Annotated in this window: 16 protein-coding genes; 10 read left to right on the forward strand and 6 right to left on the reverse strand. The window is 40.4% G+C overall.

What is annotated here, in order from left to right:
- Window positions 1–13: 13 nt before the first annotated feature.
- On the forward strand, window positions 14–1,513 hold the full coding sequence (locus AB6T38_RS02055; RefSeq protein WP_372545655.1) for a wax ester/triacylglycerol synthase domain-containing protein: 1,500 nt from the start codon (window positions 14–16) through the stop codon (window positions 1,511–1,513).
- Here the strand turns inward: AB6T38_RS02055 and AB6T38_RS02060 are convergent.
- Window positions 1,510–2,235, reverse strand: coding sequence for a DUF1439 domain-containing protein (locus tag AB6T38_RS02060; protein WP_372545656.1), 726 nt, complete (start codon window positions 2,233–2,235; stop codon window positions 1,510–1,512). The two genes, AB6T38_RS02055 and AB6T38_RS02060, sit on opposite strands and share 4 nt — an antisense overlap.
- A gap of 224 nt (window positions 2,236–2,459) precedes the next feature.
- Between AB6T38_RS02060 and AB6T38_RS02065 the strand changes: the two genes are divergently transcribed.
- On the forward strand, window positions 2,460–4,079 hold the full coding sequence (locus AB6T38_RS02065; RefSeq protein ID WP_372545657.1) for a GMC family oxidoreductase: 1,620 nt from the start codon (window positions 2,460–2,462) through the stop codon (window positions 4,077–4,079).
- Window positions 4,080–4,082: 3 nt separating this feature from the next.
- On the opposite strand, the gene AB6T38_RS02070 is transcribed toward AB6T38_RS02065, so the two are convergent.
- A complete protein-coding gene (locus tag AB6T38_RS02070) occupies window positions 4,083–4,709 on the reverse strand; it encodes a TetR/AcrR family transcriptional regulator (RefSeq protein WP_372545658.1) in 627 nt (208 codons plus the stop codon).
- Window positions 4,710–4,900: 191 nt separating this feature from the next.
- Between AB6T38_RS02070 and AB6T38_RS02075 the strand changes: the two genes are divergently transcribed.
- Both AB6T38_RS02075 and AB6T38_RS02080 read left to right on the forward strand, forming a co-directional pair.
- Complete coding sequence (locus AB6T38_RS02075; protein WP_372545659.1) at window positions 4,901–5,773, forward strand: crotonase/enoyl-CoA hydratase family protein; 873 nt, start codon at window positions 4,901–4,903, stop codon at window positions 5,771–5,773.
- Between the two features lie 20 nt (window positions 5,774–5,793).
- Window positions 5,794–7,833 carry an FAD-dependent oxidoreductase gene (locus tag AB6T38_RS02080; RefSeq protein ID WP_372545660.1) on the forward strand — a complete coding sequence of 680 codons (2,040 nt, stop codon included), beginning with the start codon at window positions 5,794–5,796 and terminating at the stop codon, window positions 7,831–7,833.
- 187 nt (window positions 7,834–8,020) lie between these two features.
- On the opposite strand, the gene AB6T38_RS02085 is transcribed toward AB6T38_RS02080, so the two are convergent.
- Window positions 8,021–8,602 (reverse strand): Fe-Mn family superoxide dismutase, encoded by a 582-nt coding sequence (locus tag AB6T38_RS02085; protein ID WP_348493694.1) that lies wholly within the window; start codon window positions 8,600–8,602, stop codon window positions 8,021–8,023.
- A 338-nt stretch (window positions 8,603–8,940) separates the two neighbouring features.
- Between AB6T38_RS02085 and AB6T38_RS02090 the strand changes: the two genes are divergently transcribed.
- A complete protein-coding gene (locus AB6T38_RS02090) occupies window positions 8,941–9,282 on the forward strand; it encodes a Grx4 family monothiol glutaredoxin (protein WP_348493696.1) in 342 nt (113 codons plus the stop codon).
- A 67-nt stretch (window positions 9,283–9,349) separates the two neighbouring features.
- Here AB6T38_RS02090 and AB6T38_RS02095 read toward each other — a convergent pair whose 3' ends face one another.
- On the reverse strand, window positions 9,350–9,544 hold the full coding sequence (locus tag AB6T38_RS02095; protein WP_348493698.1) for a bacterioferritin-associated ferredoxin: 195 nt from the start codon (window positions 9,542–9,544) through the stop codon (window positions 9,350–9,352).
- A gap of 278 nt (window positions 9,545–9,822) precedes the next feature.
- Between AB6T38_RS02095 and AB6T38_RS02100 the strand changes: the two genes are divergently transcribed.
- Window positions 9,823–10,428, forward strand: coding sequence for a peroxiredoxin C (locus AB6T38_RS02100; RefSeq protein WP_348493700.1), 606 nt, complete (start codon window positions 9,823–9,825; stop codon window positions 10,426–10,428).
- Window positions 10,429–10,514: 86 nt separating this feature from the next.
- On the opposite strand, the gene AB6T38_RS02105 is transcribed toward AB6T38_RS02100, so the two are convergent.
- Together AB6T38_RS02105 and AB6T38_RS02110 are read right to left on the reverse strand one after the other, a co-directional pair.
- On the reverse strand, window positions 10,515–11,114 hold the full coding sequence (locus tag AB6T38_RS02105; protein ID WP_372545662.1) for a Yip1 family protein: 600 nt from the start codon (window positions 11,112–11,114) through the stop codon (window positions 10,515–10,517).
- 305 nt (window positions 11,115–11,419) lie between these two features.
- Window positions 11,420–12,322, reverse strand: a complete 903-nt coding sequence (locus AB6T38_RS02110) for a LysR family transcriptional regulator (RefSeq protein ID WP_372545663.1) — start codon at window positions 12,320–12,322, stop codon at window positions 11,420–11,422.
- A 332-nt stretch (window positions 12,323–12,654) separates the two neighbouring features.
- On the opposite strand from AB6T38_RS02110, the gene AB6T38_RS02115 reads away from it, so the two are divergent.
- From AB6T38_RS02115 to AB6T38_RS02130, 4 genes are all read left to right on the forward strand, one after another.
- Window positions 12,655–13,020, forward strand: coding sequence for a CidA/LrgA family protein (locus tag AB6T38_RS02115; protein ID WP_372545664.1), 366 nt, complete (start codon window positions 12,655–12,657; stop codon window positions 13,018–13,020).
- A complete protein-coding gene (locus tag AB6T38_RS02120) occupies window positions 13,020–13,691 on the forward strand; it encodes an LrgB family protein (protein WP_372545665.1) in 672 nt (223 codons plus the stop codon). The genes AB6T38_RS02115 and AB6T38_RS02120 overlap by 1 nt, the downstream gene beginning before the upstream one ends.
- 227 nt (window positions 13,692–13,918) lie before the next feature.
- Window positions 13,919–15,691 carry a glycoside hydrolase family 9 protein gene (locus AB6T38_RS02125; protein ID WP_372545667.1) on the forward strand — a complete coding sequence of 591 codons (1,773 nt, stop codon included), beginning with the start codon at window positions 13,919–13,921 and terminating at the stop codon, window positions 15,689–15,691.
- A gap of 181 nt (window positions 15,692–15,872) precedes the next feature.
- Complete coding sequence (locus tag AB6T38_RS02130; RefSeq protein ID WP_372545668.1) at window positions 15,873–17,957, forward strand: EAL domain-containing protein; 2,085 nt, start codon at window positions 15,873–15,875, stop codon at window positions 17,955–17,957.
- The last annotated feature ends 30 nt before the right edge of the window (window positions 17,958–17,987 follow it).

Consider the following 17,987-nt stretch of genomic DNA (forward strand, 5'->3'; position numbering starts at 1 on the left):
AGGAATATTGAGATTGAGTAAAAAACTATCATTTCTCGACAAAACATTTTGGATTACTGAGTCTGAAGATAACCCAAAACATGTTGCAAGTTTGCAGCTTTTGGAAATGCCAGAAGATGCTTCCCCTAGCTATGTTGAAGACCTATGTACAGAGGTGAAGCAATTCGATAAAGGCGTTAGTCCTTTCAACGGCACCGTCAAAAGTTTCATGGGCTTTCCCATTGGTCTAAATGAAATTGAAACTTTAGATATGGATTACCATGTTAAATATCATGTAGTTGACGATGTAAATGACAAAGAAGCCTTACACAAGTTTGTCGCCAAACTCCATGAACAGTGGTTGGATCGCGATAAACCACTTTGGCAGTACCATTTTATTACTGACAATCACAGTAACGTGTATGCCATCTATGCCAAGGTGCATCACCTTTACGGTGATGGGGCAACGTTAATTCGCTGGTTCCAAGCAGGCTATTTACCAGAGAAAAATACAGATGCCTTTATACCCGTATGGGCTGCTAAGAGACGCAGTCGAAAACGCAGAAAATTAGGAATATTAACCTTAATTTTTGGAGGGGCCTTTGAGTTATTTATGGTGGTTTTTGACTTACTTTATATTGTGTTGCGTTTACTGATGAAGTTGACTCGAATCAATTCAACCTATATGCCTTTGCCTTTTTCAGGCACCAAAACTTTATTAACAGGCCAAGTTAAAAAAGGTAGGGTTGTTTCAACTGTAGATTTAAATTTTGCTCGGGTAAGGGGCTTAAGTAAGCGTGCTAGGGCATCTGCAAATGAAATTTTACTCTGCTGTTTTGACATTGGTGTTCATCGGTTTTTAATGGATAGAGGTCATACTTTTAAAAAAGCCCTATACACCAATATGCCAATTAATTTGCGTAAACCGGGAGACCAAGCCGCAGGCAACAAAATTGCCATAGTACCCGTGCGTTTGGCCCATGGTAAAAATGATCCATACTTACGCTTACGCCAGATTATTGAGAATCACCGCATTGTGAAACGGGCAGCAAAACGCTCTAGACCTTTAGCCTTTAGCTACTACACTGTGCTGATACAGTCTTATTCGCTAATATTTGAAATGTTAAAGTTATCTGACTTTGTTCGTCCTATAGCCAATATTCTGATTTCTAACGTACCTGGTCCCACAGATGTGCGTTATTTAAAAGACAGTAAGTTGTTAGCTTGTTATCCGATTTCAACCATGACACCTGGGGGCGGGGTAAACATCACGTTAATTACCTATGCTGGTACGGCTAATGTGGGTATTGTGTGCTGTGATAAGAACGTAAAGTCGTTGGAAACTTTATCGGTTTATTTCACCGAAGCGTTTGAAATGCTTGAAAAATGTATCGATGATCCTTCGTTGAATATTGATGATATAGGCGAAAGAGTGCGACAAACCGATCTGTCTATTGTCGATGATGAAGTCTATGTGGATGATGCTGATCATGAGCATTTGGATACGGATGAAGCAACAAAAAAATCTGCTTAGAATTTAAATCTAATGCAGCGCTGCTCAACACAAACGAACTGGCCGAGTTGAATGAATAAGGCTTCCTGCCAATCATTCTCGTCCAGTTTGTAAACGAACTCGGGGTTCTGTTTGGTTTCATCTAATAACTTTATAATCTGAGGTTTATGGTAATCCAGTACCCGTTGTTTGCTTCCCGATAAATATAAGTGTAGATAGTCAGCGGCAATATCTGAGCTGCCAGCAGTCATTAAACCTAACGCTGACTTGAAGGTACCAGATATTAAGTTTTGCACGCTTTTGGGAAAGACTAAGGCGAGTAACTGCTTAGAATCGTTAAGTAATGCATATTCGTCATTCACCAGCCTGATTGAATCTAATTTCAATGAATCAATAACCACAGTCTTGTTTTCAACATTATATTTTGGAATGACATCTAAAATAATCAGCAAATGGGCACGGTAGAGAGGACTGCCGACGGCATCAATATCGAGACTTGAATAGAGTTGTACTTTTATTGTGTCGCTATTGCGGGGAATATCTACTTCGGCATCAAGAATAGTAAATCTGCCTTTACCTACTGGTACTTCTACGTCGAAAGTTTGCGGAAAATGCGGCCTTGCCAAAGCATTTAGCTCTTCAATGGTATAATCCACATGGCGTATTTTACCTAACTTTATCATCCACTTAGCCATCCATTTATGGAAGCCTAATGAAAATCGTTTGCGAAGAGTTTCTGCCACTTAGTTATTAACTTATTTATCCTAGTCCATTGCTAAGTGTGAGTGTGTGGGGCTTTTAATGTCAAGTTAGACGTTATTTATTTATGTCATATTGTACATTAAAGTAACAACTGGATTTATTTTTTGGTAAACTAACTGGTAAGACATCAGATCAGTTACGCTGACCTGTTAACTAAATTACGTATTTTTCTGTATCCATTAATAACTGTGAAGTAGAAGCCAACATGCAAGAATTAACACAAACCCAATTTGATTTTATTATTATTGGTGCAGGGTCGGCAGGTTCGGCATTGGCTTCTCGTTTAACTGAAAATCCTCATGTTCAGGTGTGTTTACTTGAAGCGGGCGGAAAAGACAGTAATCCCTTAATTCATATTCCCTTTGGTCTGTCATTGCTTTCACGAATTAAAAATGTCGGCTGGAATTACAATACCGCAGCACAAGCAAACCTAGATAATCGAAAGTTATATTGGCCCAGAGGTAAAACCTTAGGCGGTTCTAGTTCAATCAACGCCATGTGTTACATACGTGGTGATCAAAAAGACTATGATGACTGGCAAGCCCAAGGGGCACAGGGATGGGATTGGCAGTCTGTTAAACCCTACTTTATTAAGTCTGAACGTCAACAACATGGTGCCAGTGATAACCATGGTGATCAGGGCTTGTTGCATGTCAATGATTTACGTCATACCAACAAGTTGTCTCGTTCGTTTGTTAAAAGCGCACAACAAGTGGGTATGCCTATTTTAGAAGACTTCAACCTAAAAGAACGGGAAGGTTTAGGTTTTTATCAGGTCACTCAAGTTAACGGGCAACGATGTTCTAGTGCAAAAGGTTATTTAAAGCCCGCGTTAGACCGTCCTAATTTAACCGTGCTTACTCACGCACAAGTTGAACAGATTGTCATTGAAGATAATCTTGCCACTGGTGTGAAGTTACATCACAAAGGTCAATCTATTCATCTTAAAGCCAAACGAGAAGTACTCCTTAGTAGCGGCGCGATTAATAGTCCGCAAATATTAATGTTATCTGGCATTGGCCCTAAAGCCCATTTAGCCGAACATGGCATAGAAACTCTGGTTGATCTGCCGGGTGTAGGGCAAAATTTGCAAGATCATTTAGATGCTATTGTGCAGCAGCGATGTGAAGCCAAAGAAAGTTATGCCGTGGCATTGCCATCATTGCCTAGGTATATTAAATCTGTTTTCCAATATGTATTTGGACGCCAAGGATTGATGACATCCAATATTGCCGAAGCGGGCGGATTTGCAAAATCAAAATTAGCCACAGACCGCCCTGATCTGCAATATCACTTTTTACCGGCAATATTATTAAACCACGGTCGCAGTACCGCCTTTGGTTACGGTTATGGGGTACACGTTTGTTGTTTATACCCAAAAAGTGTCGGTGAAATCAGATTAGCATCATCAGATCCATTGGAACCAGCCGTTATCGATCCCAACTATTTAACCCATCCAGATGATATAGCCGTGATGATAGATGGCGTGCGTAAAGCACGCGATATATTGGCTACTAGCGAGTTTGCTCAGTATGGAGCTCGAGAAATAGGCCCTGGTATTGCAGCTCAATCCGATGAAGAGATTTTGACTTATTTACGTAAACGAGCGGAAACTATTTATCATCCAATTGGCACTTGTAAAATGGGCAGTGTCGAAGATCCTATGGCTGTAGTAGATAGCCAGTTAAACGTGAAAGGGCTAACAGGCTTAAGGGTGATAGATGCATCAGTAATGCCCAGTTTGGTCGGAGGCAATACTAATGCTCCAACTATCATGATTGCTGAAAAAGCCGCTGACATGATCAAGCAACAGCATGGGCTTTAGTTGTTATTTATCTACTTCTAGACGATTTAATACGAATACTCTTAACGCTGTTTCACACATCTCATCAATATGACTGGCATCTGCATAAATACCATCTATCAATAAACGCGCAATACCGTGAATTGTTCCCCAAGTAACTTGAGATAACCGCAGTGTATCTAAACTAGCAGGCAACAAACCGTTATGTTGCCAATCTCGAGTCATTTTGACTTGAAATTGAAAGGTGGGGTAGGCGATGTCTTTCAATGAATCTGTTGCGCTATTTTGTTTCCAAATTGTTCGTCCGAACATAAGATCATACATTTCCGGGTTCTGAGCTGCGTAACTGATGTAACCGTGGATAAAAGCCCTAAATTTCTGTTCTTCATTCAAATCTGGATTTTCATATATCCCCTCCAATTGCCGTTTCCAATGGGAAAACCCTTGTTCTGCTATAGCGCACAAAAGCTCATTTTTATCTTTGAAATGATGGTATGGGGCAGTGCGTGATACACCGACCTGATCAGCGAGCTTACGCAAAGATAGGTTCTCTACACCATTGTCTTTAAGCATGGAGGAAGCCGTTAATATCAGGCTAGTTCGCAAGTCACCGTGATGGTAACGGGCTTTTGGGGATTTTTTATCTTTCATTCCGGCACTTTATCATAGATCTTGACAGCGTCAACATATTACCTTATCTTGACATTGTCTAGATGGGCAGGGTTTACGCGCTCCAGCCAAGAATTCATCCAATTTATAGGTGCGCATAAGCTAACTAAACAGCCATAATTTTGTAGGCGTGTTTTACTTATCATCAGTGTACTAACTTGGAGAAAATCGTTTTGGAAACCGCAAATACAAATTTAGATTTTTCGAAATTAACCACATTAACGGTATCAATAGAAAATCATATTGCCCATATTCAGCTATCTCGCCCCGAAGAACTTAACAGCATGATCCCGGTGTTTTGGCATGAGTTGCCGGAAACTGTTCGACAAATAGACCATGAATCGGCTGCGCGAGTGATTGTTATTTCAGCCCAAGGAAAACATTTTAGTGCAGGTATGGACTTGTCAGTGTTTGCGCAAATGGCAAAAGACTTTAAAGGCGAGCCTGCACGCAGAGCAGAACGATTGAGACGTTCAGTGTTGGAATTACAAGATTCTTTTAATGCCCTTGAACAAGTCAGAATGCCGGTATTAGTGGCAACCCATGGTGGGGTAATAGGTGGAGCAGTCGACATGATTTGTGCAGCAGATTGTCGTTATTGTACGCAAGATACGTTTTTTACCATTAAGGAAACGGAAATCGGTATGACCGCCGATGTGGGCACACTGCAACGACTACCTAATTTAATTCCCCAAGGCTTAGTGCGAGAGTTGGCCTATACCGGCAGAAATTGGAGTGCCCAGGAAGCCTTGGCTCAAGGTTTTGTGAATAGTGTGTTTGAAGATCAGGAAGCGATGTTAGCGGCAGTGATGAAGATTGCCAAAAAAATTGCCTTAAATTCCCCTATGGCTGTGGCGGGATGTAAAGAAATGATCAATTACACGCGAGATCATAGTGTGCAAGATAGCCTTACTTATATGGCGACCTGGCAATCTGGCATGTTTCAAATGCCTGATGTCCAAGAGGCGATGGCGGCACAAACCGAAAAGCGGATGCCACAATATGCTGAGTTATTGGATAAAAGCTCGATGATGACCAACAAATAATTGTAAACAGGACCAAAAGAATGACTGCAGATTTAAAAGTTAGTACACCCTATCCAAATTTGTTTCGCCCACTTGATTTAGGTTTCACTTCTATTCGTAACCGAGTCATCATGGGGTCAATGCATACGGGCCTCGAAGAGGTTGAGAATGGCCATTTGCGTATGGCCGCGTTTTTCAAAGAGCGCGCCAAAGGTGGCGTTGGTCTGATTGTTACCGGTGGTTTTGGACCTAATGAAGTCGGTGCAACCCATGCAAAAACGAATTTGCTCGATAGTGAGCAACGTATCGCTGAGCACAAATTCATAACAGATGCTGTGCATGCAGAAGGCGGTAAGATATGCATGCAAATTTTGCATACTGGTCGCTACGCCTATAATCCTAAGTTGGTAGCGCCTTCAGCCATTCAAGCGCCAATAAACCCCTTCAAACCTAAGCCTCTGGATGAAGAGGGGATTCAACAGCAAATCGACGATTTTGTATTTACAGCCAAACAAGCACAAAAAGCCGGTTATGACGGTGTTGAAATCATGGGCTCTGAAGGGTATTTCTTAAATCAGTTTATCGCCAGTCGCACCAATAAGCGTGATGATAAATGGGGGGGGGAGTATCAGAACCGAATTCGTCTTCCCATTGAAGTCGTTCGACGTGTGAGAGAAGCGGTGGGTGAGCACTTTATTATTATTTACCGTTTATCCATGCTTGACCTAGTGGAAGGTGGTTCAACTTACAATGAAGTGGTGGAATTGGGTCTTGAGGTTGAAAAAGCCGGTGCAACCATCATTAACACAGGGATTGGCTGGCATGAAGCGCGTATTCCTACTATTGCCACCAAAGTTCCTCGTGCAGCCTTTACCTGGGTGACGGCTAAATTCCGAAAAGCGTTGAATATTCCGGTGATCACCTCAAATCGAATTAATACCCCAGAGGTTGCTGAAGAGGTGTTGGCTCGTGGCGATGCGGATATGGTGTCCATGGCTAGACCTTTCCTTGCTGATGCCGAATTCGTAGTCAAAGCCATGGAGGATCGCGCCGATGAAATTAATACTTGTATTGGCTGTAACCAAGCCTGTTTAGATCATGTGTTTGAGGGTAAAGATACGAGTTGTTTAGTTAACCCCAGAGCTTGTCACGAAACTGAACTCAATATTGAAGCTGCCGACGTCATTAAGAAAATGGCTGTGGTTGGCGCTGGTCCAGCAGGTTTGGCAGCTGCCGTTTCCCTTGCCCAGCGAGGTCATAAAGTGACCTTGTTTGATAGTGCTTGTGAAATTGGTGGGCAATTTAATATTGCTAAACAAATTCCAGGCAAAGAAGAGTTCTTTGAAACTCTTCGTTATTTTGCAAAACAGTTAGAACTGCATCATGTAGATGTGAAACTTAACACACGAGTTGATGCCCAATTGCTTAACAGTGGGGATTTTGACGAAGTACTTATTGCCACTGGCATTAAACCAAGAACTCCGGCAATTCCGGGAGTTGAGCATCCCAAAGTATTAAGTTACTTAGATGTAATCCGCGATAAAAAGCCTGTGGGACATTCAGTGGCGGTGATTGGTGCAGGTGGTATCGGTTTTGATGTCTCTGAGTATTTAGCCCATGAAGGTGAGTCTACTAGCCTAAATATCCCTGCCTTTATGAAAGAGTGGGGGATTGATATGACCCTAAGTGCACGAGCCGGTGTTGAAGGTGTAAAACCTCAGCCTAGCGCCTCTGGCAGAGAAATCTACTTGTTGCAACGTAAGACTACCAAAGTTGGCGCTAATTTAGGCAAAACCACAGGGTGGGCTCATCGTGCTGGGCTATTAGCCAAAGGCGTAAAAATGGTTGCTGGTGTAGAATACCTGAAGATTGACGACCAGGGTTTACACATCAAAGTAAACGATGAAGTGCAAGTTTTAGATGTGGATAACGTGATTATTTGTGCCGGCCAAGATCCCTTGCGTGAATTGGCTGATGGTCTGAATAAACCTTATCACCTAATTGGCGGTGCAGATGTCGCGGCCGAGTTAGACGCAAAACGCGCAATCGACCAAGGTACCCGATTAGCTGCCACTTTGTAGGCGGGTGCTTTAGCCCCGCGGAAATCGTTGGGGATTTACCTTGTGTGTCCATGGCCTAAAGGCCATGCTACAGGGGGAGCTTGATTGTCATTCATAGGCGGGTGCTTTAGCCCCGCGGAAATTATCGGCATATACAAAAAAACCAGTCAAATGACTGGTTTTTTTGTATTAACGTTTTAACGTCGAATTAAGCGAAATTAGATGCCGCGAAATCCCAGTTAACTAATGCCCAAAAACCACCTAGGTAGTTAGGACGTACGTTACGGTAATCGATGTAGTAAGCGTGTTCCCACAAATCTACAGTGATTAGCGGTGTTACACCTTCTTCAGTGATTGGCGTACCTGCGTTGCTAGTATTGACAATATCTAGGCTGCCATCAGCAGTTTTCACTAACCATGTCCAGCTAGAACCGAAGTTATTAACTGCTTTATCATTGAACGCTGCTTTGAAGTCGTCAAAGGAGCCCCATTTAGCAGTAATTGCATCAGCTAGTGCACCAGTTGGTTCGCCGCCGCCATTTGGACTTAGGCTGTTCCAGTAAAAAGTGTGGTTCCAGATTTGCGCAGCATTGTTAAATACACCGCCGTCTGATTGCTTAACCACATCTTCCAAAGACATATCAGCCATTGCTGTACCTTCAACTAAACCATTCAACTTAGTTACGTAAGTCGCGTGGTGCTTACCATAGTGGTAATCAAGGGTTTCAGAGGAAATATGCGGTTCTAGAGCGTTTCTTTCATAAGGTAACGGGGGTAGTTCAAAAGCCATGTAAATTCTCCAATATTGTGAGCTTAGCGTTTATTAAATTACTGCCAGGCTAAATGCTAGCGTGAATTTCTAGAATGTAAAGCTTCAATAAAAGCTCAGCACTCTATTATAATTATATGATTTATAAATAATGATCTGGGGATAAGATGCTAATTATCAACCCGAAATACAAATACTTTTTACGAAGTCGTTAGATTATTTATGAATTTGCACTTATGCAAGTATTACTGATGATTGTGACAAATCTTTATAAATTAGCAAACCTTTTGGAAAGGAGAGCTTGAAACAGGTAAACTAACACCCATATTCAAACTAACTTATATGTAGAGAGTGGTAAAATGGACACTGTAGAGAAAATCAAACAACAAATTAATGAAAACCCAATTTTATTGTATATGAAAGGGTCACCTAAACTGCCAAGTTGCGGTTTTTCTTCACAAGCATCTCAAGCTCTAATGTCTTGTGGTGAGCAATTTGCGTATGTTGATATTCTGCAAAATCCAGATATCCGTGCTGAATTACCTAAATATGCAGATTGGCCAACATTCCCACAGTTATGGGTTGACGGTGAGTTAGTTGGTGGATGTGACATCATCATGGAAATGTTTCAACAGGGTGAGTTACAGCCGTTGATTAAAGAAACTGCAGAAAAAAATGCTGAAGAAGGTAAAGAAGACTAAGGTTTTCGCTTCTTAGAAACAAAAAAGGAGCAATATGCTCCTTTTTTTGTAAATGAAATTAGCTAACTTAACTAACTTCTTTAAATAAACTTTCGTCGATGATTGTGGTGTCGATAATATCCTGAGCCATTTGAATACAACGTCCACATTGACTACCCACACCTAACTTGGTGCGCAATTCGCGAGTGCTACCAACACCATCTTCGCGGACAGCTTTTGCAATAGCTTTATCAGTGATGCCGTGGCATAAACAAACGTACATAAAATCACACCTCAATCTTTATGCAAATGATAATAGTTGTTATTTGTATCATTTACAAGTGCTTTTTTGATTATTTGTTGTACATTGTCTTTAATTTAAAGTCTTAAACTGTGATTTGATAGGGAATGTACTTTTTTGCAAATTTAAGTAAAAAAAGTTGTTCGTTTTCCTTGGGTTTTATTATTCTAGTCTTATATTGAGCTTATCAGCTTTTTTAAATCGTTAAACGAAGATGCATTTGCGTTTATAAATGCTTTTACTAATAAATGGAGAAAAAAATGAGTGTACTAGTTGGTCGTCCAGCACCAGATTTCACTGCAGCAGCAGTTCTTGGAAGCGGAGAGATTGTTGATAGTTTTACCCTTAGCGAAAATATTAAAGGTAAAAAAGCAGTTATCTTTTTCTATCCTTTAGATTTCACTTTTGTATGCCCGTCTGAGTTGATTGCGTTTGATAAACGTTATGAAGAGTTTACTAAGCGTGGTGTTGAAGTCATTGGTGTTTCAATTGATTCACAATTCAGCCACAACGCATGGCGTAATACCCCAGTAAATGAAGGTGGTATTGGTCCAGTTAAATATACTTTGGTTGCTGATACTAAGCACGAAATTTGCCAAGCATATGATGTTGAACATCCTGATGCAGGCGTAGCTTTCCGTGGTTCTTTCTTAATCGATGCTGAAGGTAACGTACGTCACCAAGTAGTTAACGATTTACCACTAGGGCGTAACGTTGATGAAATGTTGCGTATGGTTGATGCATTGAACTTCCACGAAGAGCATGGTGAAGTTTGTCCTGCTGGTTGGCAAGAAGGTGAGAAAGGTATGGATGCGTCACCAGAAGGTGTTGCTAAGTATTTGTCAGAGAACTCTGACGGCCTTTAATTAACGCTAGTCGTTGTGTAAGCAACAAAAAATAAAAAACCGCGTCACTTGCAAAGTGGCGCGGTTTTTTTTGAGTTCTTTAAACCCTAATGAGTGAATACCGGATCACCGATGACACTCCATAGCAGAACTGAACTAACCATAAGCACCACTAATAGAATAAGACCGCCCGTAACAACGGCACTTGAATATATAAAGCCTTTATCTTCAGGAATGTGCAACATAATGGGCACACCTGAGTACAATAGGTAAATAGAGTAAGAAATGCCAACAAAGGCCACTACCATTACAAACCAAAGTGCAGGGTAAAATGCAGCAAAACCACACATAAATAAGGGGGTAGCTGTATAGGCCGCTAATTCTAACGATTGCGTATAACTCGGGTTTGAATCGAATACTTTAGCAAGTTCATAAATAATAATCGCAAGAGCAATAACGCCCGCAATTAAACCGAAATACATGCCTATACCTAAAGATGCTGCTGACATTTGATCTAGTTTAATAACTTCTCCAACACCAATACTCCAACCTAAATGGTAGGAAGAGTAATAACTTAAAATAGCGGGAATAAGTGAAATGATGCAGATGTGACTAAAACTGTAGAAATAGCTTTCATGTTTTTCGTCAATAGCATGCCATTCTTCTTTTGGGTGAGTATAAATACCCCATAAGTGATTTAGTACCAAGATATGACTCCTTTGATGGCTTTTTGAACTGCTGTTAATTTTAAAGTAACTAATAAGTAACAACTTGTTAACGGTAGTTTCTTTTACAAACGATTTTTCGTCAACTTATTTGTTTACTTTTACTGCAAATAATCGATTTCCATGGTTTTTAGACAGGAATATTTAAGAGCTACGGGTTTAAAAATGGACTAGATCTTCAAAAGCGGAAGGGAGTTAATCAGGTTTCTATAGGTAAGGTTGTGCAAATCCCAGCGGATTAGTGCAACGACTATTTATAAATACTTAACATGGCGTCAATTTAGCTACTAGGCCACTTTAACTTGTTTAGATAACGCCATAAATGTATTGAGGTAGTCTGGTGCTGTTTCATTTTCTCGTATGCCTAAGTGAATGGATTTTTGAATACCATTTGGGGCGGTTGGGTTAACTAATGATATCGGTTTTATATCCATTTGCTGTTGGTACTCTTCAATCAACCAGCGTGGTAGTGCTGCCACTCCGCGGTTTGCAGCAACCATCTGCAGCATAATCTCAGTATTCTCAATAATTTTATGTTGTTTAACGCTTGCACCCGCAGGGGTTAAAAAGTGGCTAAAAATATCTAAACGGCTAGCTTCCACCGGATAGGTAATTAAAGTTTGTTCGCTTAAATCATTGGGGCTAAGGTGTTTCAATTTAGCTAGGGGAGACTGTCCGGAAACCACTAGCGCATGTTCGTAATCAAACACCGGTGTATAGAGCACATTTTGGTGAAATAAAGGGTCAGGTGTGATCAATAAATCTATTTCATAACCTAATAAAGCGCTTAAACCTCCAAACTGAAATTTTTGCCTTACATCTACATCCACTCCCTCACATTGGGCCAGAAATGGTTTGACGGTTTTCAATAGCCATTGATAACAAGGGTGGCACTCCATACCAATCCGTAATATGCCTTTTTTGCCTTGAGATATCTGTTGCAGTTGCTGTTCAGCGTAGTCAAATTGGGGTAGCAGTCGGTTGGCTAAATTAAGCATCTGGTGTCCGGCTTGAGTGAGACGAAGTTTACGTCCTTCTTTTTGCCAAATTTGCACTTGATAATGGAGCTCAATTTTTTTGATAGCATGGCTAAGAGCCGACTGAGTTAAACAAAGTTGCTCGGCAGCCCGGGTAACAGTTCCAGTCTCTGATACCGCTTTGATAATAGTGAGGTGGCTACGGTCTAACATATTTTGGCTTTACTCTTATAATTGAGTTCTATAAAAATTAAGGTGAATATAATTCATAAAATTAGGGTAATTTAGCACTTTTATTCATGTATTTGAAATGCTAAAAAACGTTTTGGAAAGGTTATAGGCTGCGAGTCTTGGCGAACTTTAGGCAATGTAAACGTTTGCCAATTACCATTTATAGAGAACTTATTTGAATTAATTTTGCTAACTTAACTATGAGTATCTTTTTTAGGGTATTTCAGTCGCATTAAATTTAGCTCTTAACCGCTTAATTGAGCTGACTATCTGGTATTATTGATAAACCTACTAGTAAATGGCATGAAGTCAGCGTGTTACGTACGATTATCAAGATTTCCTTTTCCATCGCAATCATCTTTTCGTTTTTGTGGACAGGCATAACTATCCAGACTTTGTCGGGCATCCCACTGCCAGGCAGTATCATTGGCATGTTGTTGTTATTTCTCTGTTTATCTGCGGGCATTATTCCGACCCGATTGATGGAAGATGGAGCAAAACTAATGCTTAGACATATGCTGTTATTTTTTATTCCTATCGCAGTCGGTTTTATGAACTACTTTGATTTGATGTATCAACAAATGGCATTGTTTTTGGCTGGCACAATACTTTCAAATATTGTAGTCGCAGTAATATTGAGTTTAGTGTTTAAACAACTCAAGGCAAAGGAACAGCAATAATGTGGATAGCGCTGACCTTAGTGGTTTATTTACTTGCGGTGTATTTACTCAGTCGAATCAAGATCCCTTTTCTAAATTCCTTAATAGTCGGTATGTTTACCATCATCGGCATTCTTTTATTGTTGGATGTTCCCTTTGAAACCTATTACGCTCAAACCAAATGGATAAATTACTTTATGCAGGCCGCAGTGGTAGCATTTGCTTATCCGTTGTACGAGCAATTGCCGCAAATTCGCAGCAACATGAAATTAATTTTGCTGTCATGTTTGGCAAGTTGTTCTCTGGCCATTTTATTCACAGGTTTGGTGGCTTGGTTGTTAAATGCACCCGCTCCACTATTGGCATCTCTTTTAGTTAAATCGATCACAACTCCCATCGCCCTAGAGATCAGCGGCAGTTTAAACGGTCAAACCTCCATCGTGATTGTGCTAGGCTTGTTTGCTGGATTAACCGGAGCAATTTTGTTTTACCCAATCTTTAAACTTTTAGGTGTGCATGACGCTGTCCATCGCGGCATTATCGTGGGTAGCCTTTCTCATGCCATTGGCACTTCGGCTACAGTAAAGCACTCTTCTCAAGATACTGCATTTAGTTCGGTAGCATTAATCATTGCGGCGATATTTTCATCATTGCTTGCGCCCTTGGCGTATCAATTTTTTATCTGGTTGTAATTTTTTGTTTATAAAAACGGATTTTCGAAATCCCAAAAGATGAAAAAATAAAAAAGTACGCTGGTTAAAATGATGTTAATACTGCATCCTTTAGGGCGTGTTTACGGGAAGCTAGGATAATATTGATTTAGGTTTAGGCTTTCCTTTTGTTTTATATATTGAAACGATTCCGATGATATTTATCTTCATTGTGAATGTGTTCAAAAGCCCATTTATAAGGTGTCTAAATGTTTAATCAATATCGAAAAGTCTACTTGTCCAGTTTATTCTATGGTGTTACAACTTGCGTTTTAATGGGGTGTAATGGCGCCAACATCAATACTGAGTCAACCAACCTTACTGTTTCGCAACCAGCTAAGCAGACTATTCACATCAATCAATTAGGTTATTTTGCCACTGGCGAAAAAGGCGCAATTATCCCTGCTACAAAAGAAACGGCTTTCCGTTTGCAAAATAGTGCCGGTGAGACCGTGTTTGAAGGTACATTGAGTGAAAGTCGAGGTTGGCCAGCCCAAGGTCCGAATGAATTTAAATTTGCTGACTTTTCAGCGTTTACTGTTCCTGGTAACTATGTATTAACGGTTGAAGGAATAGGGAAGTCTGGCCCGATATATATTGATAGCGATGCAAATCGGCGCGCTCATAAAGCGGCGCTAAAATATTACTATTTCAATCGTGCAGGTATGGCCCTAACAGAAGCCTATGCTGGTAAATTTAAGCGCCCAGCTGGGCATCCTGATACTCAAGTTATTGTCCACCCTTCAGCGGCCAGTGCTAGTCAACCTGCTCTAAGCACCATCAGTTCCCCGAAGGGGTGGTATGACGCTGGTGATTACGGTAAATACACAGTAAACGCCAGCATATCCACATATACCTTGTTAGCGGCCTATGCGGATAATCCTGAGTTTTATAGCAACCTATCTGTCGGCATTCCCGAGTCCAATAATGGGCTTCCTGATATTGTGGATGAGCTTATATGGAATCTAGAGTGGTTACATACCATGCAGAATGATGACGGGGCGGTTTATCATAAACTCACTACCTTACAATGGCCAGGTAAAGATATGCCTGATGCTGATACTGCCGATCGTTATGTTATAGGCTTATCTACATCTGCGGCGTTAGATTATGCGGCCACCCTAGCAGCGGCTAGTCGAATATTGCGTCCGTTATTTTCTGATAATCCCCAGCAATTGGATACGTGGTTAGCGAGTGCTAAAAAGGCTTGGAATTGGGCTATTGCAAATCCAAATTATGTTTACCAGCAACCATCAGATGTGAGTAGTGGTGAATACGGGGACAGTGATTTTTCTGATGAATTTGCTTGGGCTGGAGCTGAGTTATTTTTGGCCACAGAAGATCGCAGTTACTTGCTGCCATTCAAACAATACCGCCAGTCTTTAAAAGAACCCGACTGGGCTAATGTAGCAGCGCTAGGGTATTTTAGCCTTATTAGAGAAGGCCAGCAATTGTTAGCCGATAATGAATATAGCGAGATTCAAACTCAACTTATTGCCTATGCCGATGCTAGCATTCAAATATACCAAGCCAATGGTTATGGTGTTGCTATGAATTCAGAGGATTTCGTGTGGGGAAGTAATGCCGTTGTCTTGAATAAAGCGATAATGTTATTGCATGCATTTCACTTAACGGGGCAAGAAAAGTATCGACAGGTAGCCTTAGGTAACTTGAATTTCGTATTGGGACGCAACCCTACAGGATATTCATTTTTGACCGGATTCGGTGAGCTCACGCCGCAGCACCCTCATCATCGCATTTCAGCGGGTGATCAGATAGATAAACCATTACCTGGTATGCTTGTTGGTGGCCCGCAACCCGGCCAACAAGATAACTGTAAGTATGCTCAAAACTATGCCGCAAGTAGTTATTTAGATGATTGGTGTAGCTACTCAACCAATGAAGTAACAATTAATTGGAATGCCCCATTGGTTTACGTGTTAGGTAGTGTTCTTGCACAGGAACAAGCTGACAAACCCTAGTTTGGTTAAAGGGGAGTTTTCAACTTTGAACAATTGAATATCAAAAGTTTTGGCTTAAAGACAATAATATCGTACTGTTAATTTGACTATTTAGTTCTACTATTAAGTATTTACTAGTCTCTTTTAAAAATTACAGGGTCAATATTTGAATCTAAGCTAATCAACTTGGAATATTCGAACAATGAGTTCAAGGAAAATAGAAAAAACATTGTCTCATCAATATGAGCTCAATGATCCCCTTCACCAATTATTTGATGCGGTTAAAGTGATATCTGTGCAAGGGTATGATGATCACCGTAGAGTCATTTATTGGAATGAGGGCAGTGAGAAGCTGTATGGATATTCTAAACAAGAAGCAACAGGGCAAAAGCTAGAAGATTTGATTATTCCTGCTCCTATGCGAGAGGGGGTGATTAAGGCCCACGCAAACTGGCTCATTCAAGGTGTAGAGATCCCCGCTGCCGAAATTATCATGCGGCATAAAAGCGGAGCTGATGTATCGGTTTTTTCAAGTCATGTGATGTTCGTTAATCAATACGGTAATAAACAAATGTATTGTATTGATATTGATCTCACGGATGTCAGAAAAGCAGAAGCCCAAGCGTTATTCAAAGAACATATGTTGGAAACTATCTTTGAAGCTATTCCTGATTTGTTTTTCTTGATGGAAACAGATGGGAAAATTATTGATTACCACGCAAGTAAACAAGAAAACCTCTATGTTTCTCCTCAGCAATTTATTGGTAAAAATATGCAAGAGGTTTTACCTGAAGAAGTTACCAGCAAATTCCAAACACACATTGAAAAAGTGATTGAACAACGTGAATTAATTAGCTTTGAGTACGATCTCACCATGCCCAAAGGTATTTTATATTTTGAAGCAAGGATGGCATACCTATCTGAATATAAACAGATAATGGTAATTGTGAGGAATATTACAGAGCAATATAAATCAGCTGAGTTGATTCGTCACCAAGCCTACTATGACAGCCTAACCTTGCTACCAAATCGCTTTCTAGCCCTTGATCGTCTTTCGCAAATATTAATCGAGGCTAAAAGAAATAATCAAAAAGCTGTGGTGATTTTCATTGATCTAGATGATTTTAAAAAGGTTAACGATTCTTTAGGCCATGAAATAGGCGACAAATTACTAGTAAAGGCAGCACAACGATTAACTCAGGTTGTACGTAAAGAGGATACCGTCGGGCGTTTAGGGGGCGACGAATTTATCGTTTTGATGAAAGGTTTCGCCGATCATAATGATGTTTTAGTCATTGCTGAGAACTTACTAAAAATATTTAGAAATCCGTTTAAAATAGCCGGTAGAGAGTTAATGCTTACTTTGAGTTTGGGCATAGCCATATATCCCGAAAACGGTAGCAGTGCCTCTGATTTATTGCGAAATGCCGATACTGCTATGTACCAAGCTAAAGCACAAGGACGGAATACTTTCTCATTTTTTACCAGCGACATGAATCAAGTTATGCAACGTCGCTTTGAGATTGAAGAGCAAATGCACTCAGCCTTAGAACGTGGCGAATTTGAAGTTTATTACCAACCTAAATTTTCTCTGCAAACTCATTCCGTTGTAGGTGCCGAGGCCTTACTGAGGTGGAACAATCCATCATTGGGTAAAGTTAGTCCAAATGAGTTTATTCCCATTGCAGAACATACTGGGTTAATCATCACCTTAGGTGAATTTGTAATTAATCAAGCTTTGAGCTTTTTAAAGCATTGGCAAAGTAGGGACAAAGAGCCATATACAATGGCGATTAATTTGTCTCCTTGTCAATTTAGAGATCAGAGTTTAGTTGCGAATTTACAAAAAAGCTTAGTGCAAACAAACGTTAGTGCCGACTTTTTAGAGCTTGAAATTACTGAAGGGGTATTGATGAATGGTCAATCATATATTCATAAGTCTTTGGCAGAGATCAGTGCTTTAGGGATCACTTTATCACAAGACGATTTCGGTACCGGCTATTCTTCTTTAAGTTACTTACGCCAATATCCCTTTAACGTGCTCAAAATAGATCGCAGTTTTATTCAAGGGATAACAACAAACAAATCAGATTGTGATTTAGTTAAAGCGACCATAGCAATGGCAAATAGCCTCGAATTAACAGTGGTTGCCGAAGGGGTTGAAACTGAACAGCAATTCACTATTTTGAAAAGCTTAGGATGTGACTTGGTTCAGGGGTTTTATTTTAGTAAACCTTTACCCCCAAACCAACTATTAGCGTTTTCACCTGAACAACACCTACTTTAAGTTACTTGGGTATTCTTTGTAAATGCCAGT

The organism is Aliiglaciecola sp. SL4, assembly GCF_041538045.1.
Classification (GTDB): Bacteria; Pseudomonadota; Gammaproteobacteria; order Enterobacterales; family Alteromonadaceae; genus Aliiglaciecola.